Source organism: Helicobacter apodemus, assembly GCF_000765745.2.
Classification (GTDB): Bacteria; Campylobacterota; Campylobacteria; order Campylobacterales; family Helicobacteraceae; genus Helicobacter_D; species Helicobacter_D apodemus.
Genome location: NZ_JRPC02000002.1, coordinates 22,361 through 37,197 on the forward strand (window position 1 = coordinate 22,361; position 14,837 = coordinate 37,197).

Annotated in this window: 15 protein-coding genes; all 15 read left to right on the top strand. The window is 32.2% G+C overall.

The features are described from left to right. The first annotated feature begins 38 nt into the window (after positions 1-38). The 15 genes from LS72_RS00890 to LS72_RS11250 all read left to right on the top strand — a co-directional run bounded on the left by LS72_RS00890 (position 39) and on the right by LS72_RS11250 (position 14,786). Positions 39-785, top strand: a complete 747-nt coding sequence (locus LS72_RS00890; RefSeq protein ID WP_138154882.1) for an SH3 domain-containing protein — start codon at positions 39-41, stop codon at positions 783-785. Next, entirely contained in the window at positions 785-1,567 is a 783-nt protein-coding gene (locus LS72_RS00895) for a shikimate dehydrogenase (RefSeq protein ID WP_034552956.1), read from the top strand. The genes LS72_RS00890 and LS72_RS00895 overlap by 1 nt, the downstream gene beginning before the upstream one ends. Before the next feature lie 84 nt (positions 1,568-1,651). After that, entirely contained in the window at positions 1,652-2,200 is a 549-nt protein-coding gene (gene hpf, locus LS72_RS00900) for a ribosome hibernation-promoting factor, HPF/YfiA family (protein WP_034552958.1), read from the top strand. Then, the gene (locus LS72_RS00905) at positions 2,178-3,407 is read left to right on the top strand and encodes a CCA tRNA nucleotidyltransferase (protein WP_034552959.1); all 1,230 of its coding nucleotides are present in this window, start codon (positions 2,178-2,180) and stop codon (positions 3,405-3,407) included. Before hpf ends, LS72_RS00905 begins: the two co-directional genes overlap by 23 nt. A 25-nt stretch (positions 3,408-3,432) precedes the next feature. Further along, complete coding sequence (locus tag LS72_RS00910; RefSeq protein ID WP_034552961.1) at positions 3,433-6,072, top strand: phosphoenolpyruvate carboxylase; 2,640 nt, start codon at positions 3,433-3,435, stop codon at positions 6,070-6,072. A 126-nt stretch (positions 6,073-6,198) separates the two neighbouring features. After that, positions 6,199-7,494, top strand: coding sequence for a trigger factor (tig, locus tag LS72_RS00915; RefSeq protein ID WP_034552964.1), 1,296 nt, complete (start codon positions 6,199-6,201; stop codon positions 7,492-7,494). Continuing rightward, a complete protein-coding gene (clpP, locus tag LS72_RS00920; protein ID WP_034552965.1) occupies positions 7,495-8,085 on the top strand; it encodes an ATP-dependent Clp endopeptidase proteolytic subunit ClpP in 591 nt (196 codons plus the stop codon). 14 nt (positions 8,086-8,099) lie between these two features. Continuing rightward, positions 8,100-9,152, top strand: a complete 1,053-nt coding sequence (locus tag LS72_RS00925; protein ID WP_052087232.1) for a GGDEF domain-containing protein — start codon at positions 8,100-8,102, stop codon at positions 9,150-9,152. Continuing rightward, a complete protein-coding gene (gene def / locus LS72_RS00930; RefSeq protein ID WP_034552967.1) occupies positions 9,152-9,670 on the top strand; it encodes a peptide deformylase in 519 nt (172 codons plus the stop codon). Before LS72_RS00925 ends, def begins: the two co-directional genes overlap by 1 nt. After that, positions 9,661-11,166 carry a YifB family Mg chelatase-like AAA ATPase gene (locus tag LS72_RS00935; RefSeq protein ID WP_034552968.1) on the top strand — a complete coding sequence of 502 codons (1,506 nt, stop codon included), beginning with the start codon at positions 9,661-9,663 and terminating at the stop codon, positions 11,164-11,166. The genes def and LS72_RS00935 overlap by 10 nt, the downstream gene beginning before the upstream one ends. A gap of 110 nt (positions 11,167-11,276) precedes the next feature. Then, positions 11,277-11,522, top strand: a complete 246-nt coding sequence (locus LS72_RS00940) for a ComEA family DNA-binding protein (protein WP_034552971.1) — start codon at positions 11,277-11,279, stop codon at positions 11,520-11,522. Positions 11,523-11,591: 69 nt separating this feature from the next. Then, complete coding sequence (ilvC, locus tag LS72_RS00945; RefSeq protein WP_034552974.1) at positions 11,592-12,617, top strand: ketol-acid reductoisomerase; 1,026 nt, start codon at positions 11,592-11,594, stop codon at positions 12,615-12,617. A gap of 81 nt (positions 12,618-12,698) precedes the next feature. Next, a complete protein-coding gene (gene minD / locus LS72_RS00950) occupies positions 12,699-13,499 on the top strand; it encodes a septum site-determining protein MinD (RefSeq protein ID WP_034552976.1) in 801 nt (266 codons plus the stop codon). Beyond that, positions 13,496-13,729 carry a cell division topological specificity factor MinE gene (minE, locus tag LS72_RS00955; RefSeq protein WP_034552979.1) on the top strand — a complete coding sequence of 78 codons (234 nt, stop codon included), beginning with the start codon at positions 13,496-13,498 and terminating at the stop codon, positions 13,727-13,729. The genes minD and minE overlap by 4 nt, the downstream gene beginning before the upstream one ends. A 40-nt stretch (positions 13,730-13,769) precedes the next feature. Beyond that, on the top strand, positions 13,770-14,786 hold the full coding sequence (locus LS72_RS11250; protein ID WP_238700651.1) for a divergent polysaccharide deacetylase family protein: 1,017 nt from the start codon (positions 13,770-13,772) through the stop codon (positions 14,784-14,786). Positions 14,787-14,837: the final 51 nt, after the last annotated feature.

The window sequence follows — 14,837 nt, forward strand, 5'->3', positions numbered from 1 at the left end:
TTTAGCTACAATGTTAGCTTAATTTGCTAAAAGGGTTTATGGATATGTTTGAAGGGATAAAACGTTTTTTTAAGATCTATCCTTTACCTATTTTTGTATTATTGTTGGCTTTTGCCATTTATTATTCTATTTTTGAAATTATTAAAAGACAAGATAGCAAAATGCAGCCTCTTACTGAAGCAGAGTCTATGTTATCTCAAGAAGATAATTTAGACGCCTTAGCACAACAGCTGCAAAAAGAGATTGCGCCTTTGTTTGATAATAATCAAACTGATAATAATGCAGAGATTGAAATTAATAATGAAATACCTAATGAATTAGAGGATCCTAAGAAATATATTACCTCCAAAGTGCCTTTTCTTAATATAAGAGAGGAACCTAATACAACTTCTGCTATAATAGGCAAATTCACCCCGCAACTTAAAGCGATTATTTTAGAGGATAATGGGAAGTGGGTATTAATTGGTGAGGCTGTTACACAAATGACCTTGGGCTGGGTTTTAAAAGCCTATACAAGATCCTATTTTTCAGAGAGTTTTATTTCACAAGTTCAGCCAAATTCTTCAGAAAATACCCAAAAAAATCAAGCTAGGCCTATTTACTATACTTCTAAAGTTCCTCGTTTAAATATTCGCCAAAAACCTTCTATAAATTCTCCTATTATGGGTAAGCTTACCCCTCAAGATAGTGTAGAGATTGTTGAGGAAGCCAATGGATGGGCTAGAATTAAGGATAAAAATGCTCTTGAGGGTTGGACTCTTCGTAGATCTCTAATAGAACAATAATGCAATTTGCTGTTGTTGGAAACCCTATTAATCATTCCCTTTCACCCCTTTTGCATAATTACGCCTTTGAAGTATTGGGTATTAATGCTTTCTATGGACGCTATTGTTTAGATAAAGAAAAAGATTTTAGATTTTTACAGACCTTAGGCTTAAAGGGTGCAAATATTACTATTCCCTTTAAAGAAATAGCTTTTAGCTCTTGTGATGAAACCTTTGGAATTGCGAAAAAAATACAAGCGGTGAATACTATTGTTTTTTGTAATAATAAGATTTTTGGATATAACACTGATGCGATGGGCTTTTATGAATGTATTGCCTCTTTTAAATTTAAAAATACCCTTATTTTAGGTGCTGGGGGGAGTGCTAAGGCATTGGCTTGCATTTTGCAAGAAAAAAATATTGATACAACGATTTTAAATCGCTCTAGTGAGCGTTTAACATCTTTTAGAGGGTTTGAAACTTATACTTTTGATTCTTTTAAACCTAAAAAAGCCTATGATCTTATTATTAATGCTACACCCTCTGGATTAGAAAATTCTTTTCCGATTCACAAGGAGCAACTTATAGAGATTTTAAAACAAGCACAATTAGCCTTTGATTTGGTTTATGGCAGAGAAACTCCTTTTTTGCAATTAGCACAATCTTTAAAAATACTCATTCAAGATGGTAAAGATATGTTGGTTTATCAAGCAATTTTAGCTTTTGAGATTTTTATGCAATCCCAAGGAGTAGTCTTTGATAAAAATCTTTTAAGAGAGGCGATGAAAAACTTTGAGTTGTAACTTTTTAAATAATCTTAAAACCTGTTTTTAAAGATATTGTTTTAACTCCATTGTGATACAATATAAGAAAACAAGGAGATTTTTATGAATATAGTGATAACTTCAAGACATTTTGAACTTACAGATTCCATTAAAGAATATATTATCCATCTAGGTGAGGGGTTAAAAAAATATCATTTAGATATTTTGAGTTTTCGTGTGGTAGTTTCTTTTCAAGAAAAAAAGGGAAAAGAGAAAAAGAAAAAGTCTTTTTTGATTGATATGGCTTTATCTGTGGCAAAGGCTAATATGATTGTTATTAGCCAAAAAGATAAAGATTTGTATGTCGCTGCGGATTTAGCATTTGCAAGAATGCATAAAATTTTGCGTCGTTATCATGACAAAATTAATCAAAAGCATACAACTCCTACTGAAGAATTAATGGCAATGGATATTTTACGCGATGAAGCTTTAACTTTAAAAGGGGAGGATGAGATTGTTCCAATGGATTTGTATTTGCATAAACCTATGGATATTGATGAGGCATTAGAGTGTTTAAAGAGTAGCTCTCAACAATTTTTTGTTTTTAATGATAAAGATTCTAAAATGCGGGTGATTTATAAAAGAATCGATGGAAAATACGGGCTTTACTAAAAAAATTTATCTTGTAGGTGGAGCGGTTAGGGACGGGCTTTTAGGGTTGCCTATAAAAGATAAAGATTATGTAGCAGTTGGTTATACCCAAGATGATTTTTTGCATTTACGCAAAGTTGGCAAAAACTTTCCTGTTTATTTAGTAGATAAATATACACAAATAGCTTTAGCAAGGAGAGAAAGTAAAGTTGCTAAAGGTTATAATGGTTTTTGTTATGAGATAGAAAATATTACCCTTTATGAGGATTTAAAAAGACGTGATTTGACTATTAATGCTATGGCATTAGATGAAAGTAGTGGAGAGATTATCGACCCTTTTAAGGGGAGAGAGGATTTAGCCAATAAAGTCTTAAAGCATACCTCCTTGAGCTTTTGTGAAGATCCTTTGCGTGTGATAAGGATTGCGAGATTTAGAGCAAAGTTTGGGGAACTATGGCAAATTCACCCTCGCACTAAAGCTCTCATTGCTACAATGAAGGAGAGTTTAGCGGAGCTAGAGCCTAATAGGCTCTACCAAGAAATAGCGATTCTTTTACATTATGAAAAATCTTATTTATTTTTTCAAACCTTGTTAGATCTTGGTGTTTTAGATAGGGTTTTTCCCTTTATTTACTCACTTAATTCCCTAAAGATAGGGTTTGATAATATAGAAATTTCTGTTTTTGATTATATAATGAAAGTTTTAGAGGTTTTAAAAGCAGGGGGTGAATTGCTTAAACTAAGCACGCTTTATTATTATTTGTTTTTAGAGTTTCTTGCTAATCCTTCTTTATCCCCTAGGCAAAGGGAGGAATCTTTTGAAAAGCACTTAGATATACAAATCCCCAAAACACTTAAAAAATCAATGTTTCTTTTAATGAATAATCACCAAAAAATAAAAACACTATGGCATAGTGATGATTTGGAGATATTAAATGTCTTAGAAAGCTTTAAAAGGAATAAGAATCTTTTGCAATGCCAAATAAGGTTTTTTTACGCACAAGAGAGCGTTTATTGCCTTTATTCTAAGCAATCTTTGCAGTTACCTGTTAAAAGGATATGGAAAATTTTTTATGCCATTGGTAATTATTCCCCTGTAAGTTGGATAGAAAATACGATACCAAAACCCAGTAGAAAAATGATACAAGAGCATATTTTGCAAGAAAAACTTAAGATTATTAGGGCTTTTAAAGCAAAAAATGCCTTTCTTTGTAAGAAAGCGTTATAATGATAAAAAATAAAAGGTGGTCATAATGGAGCAAAAAAAGGATACAGATTTTATTTTTAATTTAATGATGGAATTTTTAGATGAGGTTTCAGCAAATACTAAGGAGTTTTTCATAGTTTTTAAAGAAGAATCTTCTCATCTTTATGAAAAAGATTTATTGCAAAATTTGCCATCAGAGGAAATCCCTAATCTTATTAAAGCTTTTACTTTATACCATTTACTCCTTAATATTATTGACGAGAAAAATCACTTAAAAAAGAACCCAAAAGTTAATTTACAAAAAACCATCCAAGAGCTTAAAGTAGAAGGCTATGATGAAGAGGATATTAAAGCAGTCTTAAAAAGGATGAAGTTTTATCCCGTCTTTACAGCTCACCCAACTGAATCTTTGCGTAGGACATTTTTAGAGAGTTATCACCAAATGTGTGATGATTTGCATTTATGGATTGATTGTGGTAACCAAGAGGCAAAAGAGCATTTGAAATACCGCTTAAGTTGTTTATGGTATAGCCATATTGTGCGTAGAGAGAAAATAGAGGTATTATTTGAATTAGATAATTTATTATATTTTATGGAAAGCTCCATCTTACAGAGTGGGACAGAGGTTTTAGAGGAAGTGCAAGAAGTTTTGGGGGAGGATTTGAAAAAATCTCCTATTAGGCTTGGTAGTTGGATTGGAGGTGATAGGGATGGGAATCCTTATGTGAATAATTCTGTAATGTTAGCGGTTATGAAACAACAGCATAAAACCATTATTGAGCATTATTTAAAGATTATTGATAAATTAAGTCGAGAGCTATCCCACGCAAGAGAATATATTTGCCCCACAGAGGAATTATTAGAGAGTTTAGAGGAAGAAAAAGAATGTTTAGATGATATGGCAAGAAAACTTTTTTTGCAAGAGCCTATAAGGGCAAAACTTACTTGTATGAGAGTGAAATTACAAAATAGGATTATTGCTTTAAATCTACCGCAAATAGCTTTAGAGGAGAACGAGATTTATAAATATCAAACCCCTAAAGAGTTTATAAAAGATATTGAAATGCTTATAGAATCTTTAGATAATCGTAGTAGAAAATATTTAAAGCGATTAAAGAATTTAGTGCTTTTAGCAGGGTTTCATTTAATGCAGCTAGATTTTAGAGAACATCGCGATGTCTTTTGGAGGGCTTTAGCCGAAATTTTTTCTATTTTGGGCTATACACAAGAGGATTTATTGCTTCTACCTCCTAATAAACAAAGGGAGGTTTTAGATTTTGCACTCAATCAACCATCACCAGATCTTAATAAAATCTATGATAAGCTTAGCAGCCAAACCCAAGAGATATTATTGGTTTTTTGGAATTTTCAATGGGCAAAAACAAGGATTAGTGATAATATTATTAATTCGTGCATTATTTCAATGTGTAAGAGTGCGAATGATTTTTTATGTGTTTTTTGGTATGCCAAACAATCAGGGCTTTGGAGAGAGGGAAAAAAGAATAGAATCTCTATTTCACCACTTTTTGAAACTATTTCAGACTTAGAAAATGCTCCTAAAATCTTAAGAGAGCTTTGTAGGAATACGCAATATCTTCAATATTTGCAATCAAGAAAAAATTATCAAGAGATTATGATTGGGTATTCTGATTCTAGTAAAGATGGGGGGATTTTTGCCAGTAATTATTCTTTATATAAAGCAATTTCTAACCTCATAGCCTTAGGGGAGGAATTAAACATTAAGTTCCGATTGTTTCACGGTAGAGGAGGCAGTGTTAGTCGTGGTGGAGGTGCATTAAGTGATGCCCTAATGGCATCCCCTAATAATAGCGTGGCAGGATTTTTAAAGACAACAGAGCAAGGTGAAGTTATTAGCGTTAAATACCTTAACCCTAAAAAAGCGGCTTTTAATTTTTCTAGTATTTTAGCTGCTTTATTGAAAAAATCTGTTTATGATAAATTTGGTGGGGTGCATTTAGCCCCTAAAAAAGACTATGATTCTTTAATGCGAAAGGTTAGTGAAGAATCCTTTAAAGCGTATCGGGTATTAGTTTATCAAACAGAGGGTTTTATGGAGTATTTTAAGAGTGCTACTCCTATAGAGTTTATCCAGCAACTCAATATTGGCTCACGCCCTAGTAAGCGAAAAGATACGCATAGAGTAGAGGATTTACGCGCTATTCCTTGGGTTTTTGCTTGGACACAAAATAGAACTATTATCCCTGCTTGGTATGGGCTTGGTAGTGGATTGCAAAAAGCAAATGAGACTTACGATAAGGAAATATTTCGGCAATGTTATCAGGAGGATTTGTTTTTTAAAACCACCATCGATAATATTTCGCAAGCATTTTTAAAAGTAGATTTAGAAATTGCGAAATTTTATAATGAGTTTGTAGAGGAACAAGAGATTAGGGATAGAATCTGGCAGATGATTAAGAGAGAATATACTTTAAGCTTAGAATGGCTTTTATTTATAAGACAAGAGGAGTGCTTATTAGCTAGTGAGAAGATGATTCAAGAATCTATTCTTTTGCGTAAGCCTTTCTTGACAAGCCTTAGTTTTTTGCAGCTCTATCTCATTAAACAATATAAAAACGCACATTATCCCCAACAAAAAGAGAGGATTGTTGAGCAGATTGTAACAACCATAGTAGGTATAGCACAGGGTATTAGAAATACAGGTTGATAGAGTTCATATGATGTTTTGTTGAGTAAGATAATAAATTTTTAGGGTTTAAATTTTAAGAAAATATTTGTTATAATGAAAAAATTATTAAATTGTTTATTTTATGTTTTTGGAGTATGAAGCACAATGAGCTTAAAGGTAAATAGAATTGATAGTGCAAATGCAATTGCAGAAGCAGTTATTTCTCAAGAGAAATTAGATAAAAAGCTACAAGAGGTTATAAAATCTGCAGGAAAGAATCTTAAAATTGATGGTTTTAGAAAAGGGCATGTTCCAACTGCAACCATTAAAGCACGTTATGGAAAGCAACTTGAAGAAGATACACAAAAAGAATGTATCCAAGATATTTTAAGAGAAGTTTTAGAAACATTAAAGGTGCAGCCTAATTTATTAGTAGGTGATCCAAAAATTACTAAATTTAATCCAACAAAAGAAGGATTAGAGATTGAGCTTAAGATTGGGTTAAACCCCCCTATCCCTCTTGAAAACTTAGAACAATGTATCCCATCTGTGAATATCCCAGAGATTAGCGATAAAGATATTGATGCAAGAATAGAAGAAATTGCTACGGCTAGAGCCCCCCTAATTAGCATTGAAGATAGTCGTAGGAAGCTAAAAGATGGAGAATATGCCAAAATAGACTTTGAGGGGTTTATAGATAATAGCCCTTTTGAAGGAGGGAAAGCAGAAAATTATCTTCTAAAAATCGGCAGCAAGTCTTTTATAGAAGGATTTGAAGAGCAGCTCATTGGTATGAAAAAGGGAGAAGAAAAGGCTATTGAAGTAACTTTTCCAGAAAATTATCAAGCTAAGAATTTAGCGGGTAAATTAGCAACTTTTAAAGTTAAGCTTAATGAAATACAAACACAAGGCAAAATTGAAGTAGATGATAACTTCGCAAAAACTTTATTGCCCGATGAAAAAGAGGCAAATGTAGAGATGTTGAAAGAAAAGGTTAAAGCCCAATTGCAAGATGAAAAGAAACGTGAAATATATAATAAAGAGTTAAAAATGAGCTTGGTAGAGAATCTTGATAAGATGATTATTTTTGACTTACCCCAAACTATCGTAGAACAAGAGATGGATTTATTGCTTAGGAATATTTTTGCTTCCTTGCCTAAAGAGGAACAAGAAAAATTAGCTAAAGATGAGCAAATGCTTAAAGCTAAAAGAGAGGAACAAAGGGAAAATGCACAAAAGAGCGTTAAAATTACTTTTATTATAGATGCTATTGCTAAAAGAGATAAAATTAATATACCTGATAATGAGGTTGTTAATACTATTTATTATGAGGCTATAGCAATGAGGCAGAATCCTCAAGAAATCTTAGAGTATTATAAAAATAATAATCTTCTTCCTGCTGTGAAAATGGCTATGTTAGAGGATAGAATTTTAACGAATTTATTGGATAAGAAGGTGTAAATGAGCTATTATGTTCCTATTGTTATAGAAAAGACTGGTCGTGGAGAACGAAGTTATGATATTTATTCACGATTATTAAAAGATAGGATTGTTATGTTAAGTGGTGAAATAAATGATGGCTTGGCTTCATCTATTGTTGCACAATTATTGTTTTTAGAGGCAGAAGATCCTGAAAAAGATATTTATTTGTATATTAATTCTCCAGGTGGTGTTATTACAAGTGGATTTAGTATTTATGATACAATGAGTTATATTAAACCTGATATTTGCACCATCTGCATTGGGCAAGCAGCTAGTATGGGGGCTTTTTTATTGAGTTGTGGGGAGAAGGGTAAGAGATATTCTCTACCAAATTCTAGGATTATGATTCATCAACCATTAGGTGGTGCTAGAGGGCAGGCTACAGATATTGAAATCCAAGCAAAGGAAATTTTACGTTTAAAGGGGATATTGAATAGTATTTTAGCTGATAATACTAATCAACCTTTAGATAAGATTGCTAAGGATACTGATAGAGATTTTTTTATGAGTGCTAAGGAAGCAAAAGATTATGGTTTGATTGATGCGGTATTAGTTAAAAGTTTGAAATAATAAAGGCAATTATGATGAGTGGAGAGCTAGCAAAAATGACTGAAGCACAGGAAACTGATATAGATGAAAATCAACAAATTGATGATTCTGTAAGTGAAGATATAGAAGATCCTTCTGTTACAGATATTCAAAGATTTAGTAAAGAAGTTTTTGATGCTATGAATTCAAATGAGGTGGCTCCTTTACCAGAGAATTATAAGATTTATTTTGAAAAACTTTTAAATGACAAACCTAAAGAGTTTAGAGATGATCTTTTGGCTTCTTTTGGTCCAAGAGATGAGAGTTTGATTGAAGCACAAGCAGAGCTTGAGCTTAAAGTTTCTGAAAACTATAATACTATAACAAAGCTTTTGCAGGCAGTTATAGAAGTGCATAAAAATTTTAGTGTATTGTATCGTATTGTCCAAAATCATAAAAAAGAAATTGCTGCAGTTAATAATGCCAATACCTTTCAAAATATCATTTTAGTTTTTGAACAAGAATTACTAAAATTACACCAAACCTTAAAAAAACAAATGGATGAGGTTAGAAATTTTTATGAAACCTGTGCTGACAATGTGCAAGATATTGTTGCTTGCTCTATCTTAGATTCTCGATATAAAGTCTTTACTAGAAAATATATGGAGTCTAAAGTTCTTAAAATGCTTGGTGCTGTTAGAGATACCAAGCATACGCATTTCTTTATTATTTTTAAAGTTTCAAAGAAGCTTGAGAAGATTACTGCAGATAAGAGAAAATTCATAGCTATTAACAAGACTATTGTAAAAATTTTGCAAAATCTTGTTAATAAAAGTGATATCATTGCCTATATTGGAGAAGGTGTTTTTGGGGTGTTGTTGTATTATATTGATAAAGAGAGTGCAAAACGTTTTGCTAATAGAATCTGTAATAATGTTAGTTCTACCAATATCTATTTTGATGGTAAAGAAGTTATTTTGGCAGTCAATAGTGGAATCTTAGAGATTAATAAAAACACAAAACACCAAGAGTTTATTAAAAATGCTATTGAAGCGTTAAGAAAAGCCGCTAATAGCGATTCTTCATTTGTTGTCTTTGAGGGTAAATAATGTTAGAGGTTATCACTTATCCAAGTCCTCTTTTGCGTCAAATCTCAAAACCTATTGAAAAATTTGATGAGGATTTGCATAAATTTCTAGATGGAATGTATGAAGTGATGCTTCAGAAAAATGGAGTTGGAATTTCAGCAATTCAAGTCGCAAAACCTATTAGAGCTTTGCTTATTTGTTTGCCTAATGAAGAGGGGAAACAGGTTAAAGAGGATTTAATAGAGGTTATTAATCCAGAGATTTTAGAAAAAAGTGGTGAAATATTTTTTAGTGAGGGTTGTTTAAGTGTCCCGGATTTTTATGCAGATGTTAAACGTTTTCAGAAAGTAAAGGTTGCCTACCAAGATAGATTTGGGAATCCTAAAGAGATTGAAGCACAAGATTATTTAGCAGTCGTGTTTCAGCACGAAATTGATCATTTAAATGGAGTTTTATTTATTGATAAGCTCTCTATCTTAAAGCGTAAAAAGTTTGAGAAAGCTTTTAAGCAAAATAAGAATTGTAAGGCATGGGTTTAAATATCCTATATTGTGCCGCATTAGAAGGATTAGAGGCTAAAGAAGTTGAGGCAGAGATAAGCTTCACTAAGGCTCTACCTGCTTTTCAAATTACAGGTTTAGCAGGAAATGCTATACAAGAATCTAAACAAAGGGTGCAATCTTCACTTCTAGCTAATGGCTTTAAATTCCCTCCTTTAAAAATTGTTGTTAATCTCTCTCCTTCAGATTTACCAAAGCAAGGGAGTTTTTATGATTTACCTATAGCCCTTTTGATTGCTTTGCATGGACATATCAGTGAGCAAGATGATAAGAGAACTTGGTTTGCTTTTGGGGAGATTGGGCTAGATGGGAGGGTAAAAGATACTCCAGCTATCTATCCGCTACTTTTTTCTTTGCTTAGTAAAGATAAGAATCGGCAATCCTTTTTTCTGCTTCCAAAAAGTGCGGAAAACTTTTATTCTAAAATACCCCATTTAAAAGCTTATTACATTGATACACTCCAAGAAGGCATTGAGGTTTTAAAAAATCCTCCTATTTTAAGTCAAAGCTATGAAGACTTACCTTTCTTATCAGAGGAGATTTTAGGAGAGAAGTATTATTTTAGTACAGATTTTCCACTAGATTTTAAAGATATTATTGGTCAAGAGAGGGCAAAAAGGGCTGCTATGATAGCAGCTTGTGGATTCCATAATATACTTTTTGAAGGGAGTGCTGGGAGTGGCAAAAGTATGATAGCTTCCCGAATCCCCTATATTTTACCCCCTCTTAAAGGACAAGAAATTTTAGAAATGGCTTCACATACACTCCAGCTCTCTCCTTTTAGGGTATTTAGGAATCCTCACAATAGTGCAACAAAAGCAGCGATATTAGGAAGTGCAGTAGCTCAAAATGTGAAACCAGGAGAAATTGCTTTAGCGCATTTGGGGATATTATTTTTTGATGAATTGCCGCATTTTCCTAAAACAATTTTAGAATCTTTACGTGAGCCCTTGCAGAATCATTATTTTACAATTTCAAGACTCCACGCAAAAATTACTTATCCTGCAGATTTTTTGTTTGTAGGGGCTATGAATCCTTGTCCTTGCGGAAATCTCCTAAGTATTTCTAAAGAATGTCGTTGTAACCAAAAAGAAATTAATGCTTATAAGAATAAAATCTCTGAACCTTTTTGGGATAGGTTGGATTTGTTTGTGCAAATGCAAGAGGGCATACAGGAAAAGAACATTATTGCTTCTAAGCAAATGCAAAAGCAAGTTTTGGAGGCTTTTAAATTTCAAAAACGAAGAGGGCAGGATTGTTTTAATGCAAGATTAGAAGGGGAGAAATTAGAGGAATTTTGCTTTTTGGGAAATGAAGTTAAAGAAACTTTGGAGTTAGCGATTGAACGTTTTGGTATTTCTTTGCGTCAAAAGCATAAAATTCTTTGTGTGGCAAGGAGTATTGCGGATTTAGTGCAATCTAAATATATAGCAAAAGAGCATTTGCTTGAATCTTTGAGTTTTCGTAAAATATAGTGTTACTAAAAGTTACAAATGAATATTTCATTAAAAATATTTAGCAGATTTGGGGGAATAGAAATGCTTTTTGCTACAATTAAGGGATAGATTTAATTTAAGGAGAGAAAATGAAATTATTGGCAATATTCTTTTTAATGGTTTCGTTTTTGTTTGGTGGAGTAGATTTAAACACTGCTAGTAAAGAAGAGTTGATGAAAATTAATGGTATAGGTGAGGCAAAGGCTCAAGCTATTATTGATTATCGGGAAAAGCAACCTTTTGTGTCTGTGGATGAGTTAGAAAAAGTTAAAGGCTTTGGTAAGAAAAATGTAGAAAAAATACGAGACCAAATAAGTGTTGAAAATAAAGAATAATAGTTTCAATAAAATAGCTTAAGTTTAATTAGAATATAATCCATTTCAATATTTTTTAAAAGGTATAAAATGGCACTTAGAGTTTATTATGATAAAGATTGTGATTTAGGATTAATTCAAAGGAAAAAAGTTGCTATTATAGGATTTGGGAGTCAAGGGCACGCACACGCAGAGAATTTAAGAGATTCTGGTGTTGAAGTTGCTATTGGGCTTTATAAAGGGGGTAAGAGTTGGGCAAAAGCAGAAGCTAAGAATTTCAAGGTATTAGAGGTTAGTGAAGCGACAAAATGGGCAGATTTGATTATGATATTAATCCCTGATGAACTCCAAGCTGATGTTTTTAAAGTAGATATTAAACCTTATTTGGTTGAAGGCAAGATTATTGCTTTTGGGCATGGATTTAATATCCATTTTGGACAAATTAAAGCTCCTAAAGGCGTAGGAGTTATTATGATTGCACCAAAAGCACCTGGTCATACGGTTAGGTCAGAGTTTATAAAAGGCGGAGGGATTCCTGATTTGATCGCTATAGAGCAAGATACTGATAGAAATGATGCAAAAGCTATTGCTTTAAGTTATGCAAGTGCCATTGGTGGTGGAAGAAGCGGAATTATCGAAACTACTTTTAAAGATGAAACAGAAACTGATCTTTTTGGGGAACAAGCTGTCTTATGCGGAGGTGTTTCTAGTCTTATTAAGGCAGGATTTGAAACATTAGTAGAGGCAGGGTATCCTGAAGAGATGGCATATTTTGAATGTTTGCACGAGTTAAAATTGATAGTGGATTTGATTTATCAAGGTGGTTTGAGCGATATGCGTTATTCTATTTCAAATACTGCTGAATATGGAGATATGATAAGTGGTCCTAGAGTTATTAATGAAGAATCTAAAAAAGCTATGAAAGAGATTTTAAAAGATATTCAACAAGGGAGTTTTGCTAAAGATTTTATTTTAGAGCGTAAAGCGGGATATGCTAGAATGAACGCAGAGAGAAAAAATCTTGCTAATCATCCTATTGAAAAAGTTGGGCAGAATTTAAGGAGTATGATGCCTTGGATTGCCTCTGGTAAGCTTATTGATAAACAAAAAAACTAGAATATTGATTAGGAAGTTATTATCCTAAACCTTGATTTATAAACTTGTAGATTCTTAACTAAAATAATTAAAAGGTATGCTTTGAGTGGGATAGTTATTACAATTACTTCAGGAAAAGGTGGGGTTGGGAAATCAACTACAACAGCAAACTTGGCAGTTGGATTAGCACTTTTGGGTAAAAAAGTAGTTGCGGTTGATTTTGATATTGGATTGCGGAATCTTGATATGATTTTGGGCTTAGAAAACCGCATTGTTTATGATGTTGTCAATGTCATGGAGGGGGAGTGTAATCTTTCTCAAGCTCTTATTAATGATAAGAGAACGAAGAATCTCTATTTTCTCCCCGCCTCCCAAAGTAAAGATAAAAATATCTTAGATAAAGATAAAGTCGTTTATCTTATTGAAAAATTAAAAAATGAATTTGACTATGTTTTACTTGATTCCCCTGCTGGTATTGAAGGGGGATTTGAACATGCTATGTTTTTAGCAGATGAGGCTTTAGTTATTTCTACTCCAGAAGTTTCTAGTGTTAGAGACGCTGATAGAGTAATTGGCATTATTGATGCTAAGAGCAAAAAGGCCGCATTTGGGGAAGAGGTTAAAAAATCTGTTATTATTAATCGACTTAAACCAGAAATGGTAGAAAAAGGTGAAATGTTAAGTATAGAAGATGTTTTAAATATTTTAGCCCTTCCTTTAATTGGAGTCGTTCCAGAAGATGATAAAATCATTTCTTCAACGAATTTAGGAGAGCCAATTATTTATTCAAATAATCTAACAGCACAAGCATATAAAAATATAGCAAAAAGACTTTTAGGTGAAGAAGTGCCTTTTTTAGAACTAAGATCTAAAAAAGGATTTTTTGGAAGGTTATTTTCATGAGTTTTATGAAATTTTTTGGAAATAAAAAAACTTCTTCACAAGAAGCAAAAGATAGATTGACCTTAATTTTAGCTCACGAACGCGTTGTAAATATTCCTTATATAGATGCGATGAAACAAGAAATTTTAGAGGTCATTAAAAAATATACTAAAGCTCAAAAGATTGATATTAAAACGGATTCTAATCAGAATTTTACTACTTTGGAAGTTGAGATTCTTTTTGATAAATAAAAAAAGCAAATTTTTAGTTTTTGTTGCTTTAATCTTCTTGTTGTTGGTATCAATAGTTATTTTAGGTTTTTTGCTTAAGAATTATCAAGAACATTCTAACCCTATCCTTGCAGAAGTCCCACAAGATAATCTTGCTAAGTCTTTAATAAGTGATATTAAAGAAGTTAATAAAGATTTGTTGTATCAAAATGTAGAGATTTTAACGAAAAATTTAGATTTATTAGAATCCAATCAAGATTTAAGCGATAATATTTTTACGCAAGAAAATCCTTTAGGGCATACGCCTAAAATTACAAATAGCCTAAAAGAAGAATCCTCAAAAAGTGTTGTTAAAGAGTCTTTAAATCCTAAGGATTTAATAGGAGATTGTAAGCGGATAAGACCTCAACTTGCTATTATTATTGATGATATAGCTTTTATGCGACAATACCATAAGGTTATGCAATTGCCTTTTAAAGTTACACCTTCCATATTCCCTAAGGGTAAAATTTCTCCTAATACTCCAAATATAGCAAAAATTGCACCTTTTTATATGATACATTTGCCGCTTGAAGCATTAAATTTTCACCAAAATGGACATCATTTACTTCTTAGTACAGATACTAAGGAGACCATTGAAGGAAAAATTAAAACTCTCAAAAAAGACTTTCCTAATTTAACTTATGTTAATAATCATATAGGCAGTAAATTTACCCAAAATGAAAGGGCAATGAAATTTCTTTTGGAAGCATTAAACCAAGAGGGTATTACTTTTGTGGATTCAAGAACCATACCAAGTGTAACAAGAAAGTATTACCAATACCATCCTAAAGAATCTTTTAATACCTGTCAAAACATACCCTTTTTAGAAAGGGATGTTTTTTTAGATAATGAATTAGATGTTGAAAAAATTACTGCAAATTTAATGAAAGTGGTTAAAATTGCAAAAACTAAAGGATATGCTATTGCTATTGGGCATCCGCATAAAGAAACTTTATTGGCACTTCAAAATGCTTCTAGTTATTTAAAAGAAAGTGGTGTTGATTTAGTCTATATAAATGAACTCATTGTCCCATAAATAATAAAAATTTATAGTTAATTTATGTTAGAATTAGATTAGAAAATGAGA

Bases quoted from the DNA above. Each gene is read 5' to 3' on its own strand.
- LS72_RS00890 (WP_138154882.1), top strand. From the start codon at position 39: ATGGATATGTTTGAAGGGATAAAACGTTTTTTTAAGATCTATCCTTTA.
- LS72_RS00895 (WP_034552956.1), top strand. From the start codon at position 785: ATGCAATTTGCTGTTGTTGGAAACCCTATTAATCATTCCCTTTCACCC.
- hpf (WP_034552958.1), top strand. From the start codon at position 1,652: ATGAATATAGTGATAACTTCAAGACATTTTGAACTTACAGATTCCATT.
- LS72_RS00905 (WP_034552959.1), top strand. From the start codon at position 2,178: ATGGAAAATACGGGCTTTACTAAAAAAATTTATCTTGTAGGTGGAGCG.
- LS72_RS00910 (WP_034552961.1), top strand. From the start codon at position 3,433: ATGGAGCAAAAAAAGGATACAGATTTTATTTTTAATTTAATGATGGAA.
- tig (WP_034552964.1), top strand. From the start codon at position 6,199: ATGAGCTTAAAGGTAAATAGAATTGATAGTGCAAATGCAATTGCAGAA.
- clpP (WP_034552965.1), top strand. From the start codon at position 7,495: ATGAGCTATTATGTTCCTATTGTTATAGAAAAGACTGGTCGTGGAGAA.
- LS72_RS00925 (WP_052087232.1), top strand. From the start codon at position 8,100: ATGAGTGGAGAGCTAGCAAAAATGACTGAAGCACAGGAAACTGATATA.
- def (WP_034552967.1), top strand. From the start codon at position 9,152: ATGTTAGAGGTTATCACTTATCCAAGTCCTCTTTTGCGTCAAATCTCA.
- LS72_RS00935 (WP_034552968.1), top strand. From the start codon at position 9,661: ATGGGTTTAAATATCCTATATTGTGCCGCATTAGAAGGATTAGAGGCT.
- LS72_RS00940 (WP_034552971.1), top strand. From the start codon at position 11,277: ATGAAATTATTGGCAATATTCTTTTTAATGGTTTCGTTTTTGTTTGGT.
- ilvC (WP_034552974.1), top strand. From the start codon at position 11,592: ATGGCACTTAGAGTTTATTATGATAAAGATTGTGATTTAGGATTAATT.
- minE (WP_034552979.1), top strand. From the start codon at position 13,496: ATGAGTTTTATGAAATTTTTTGGAAATAAAAAAACTTCTTCACAAGAA.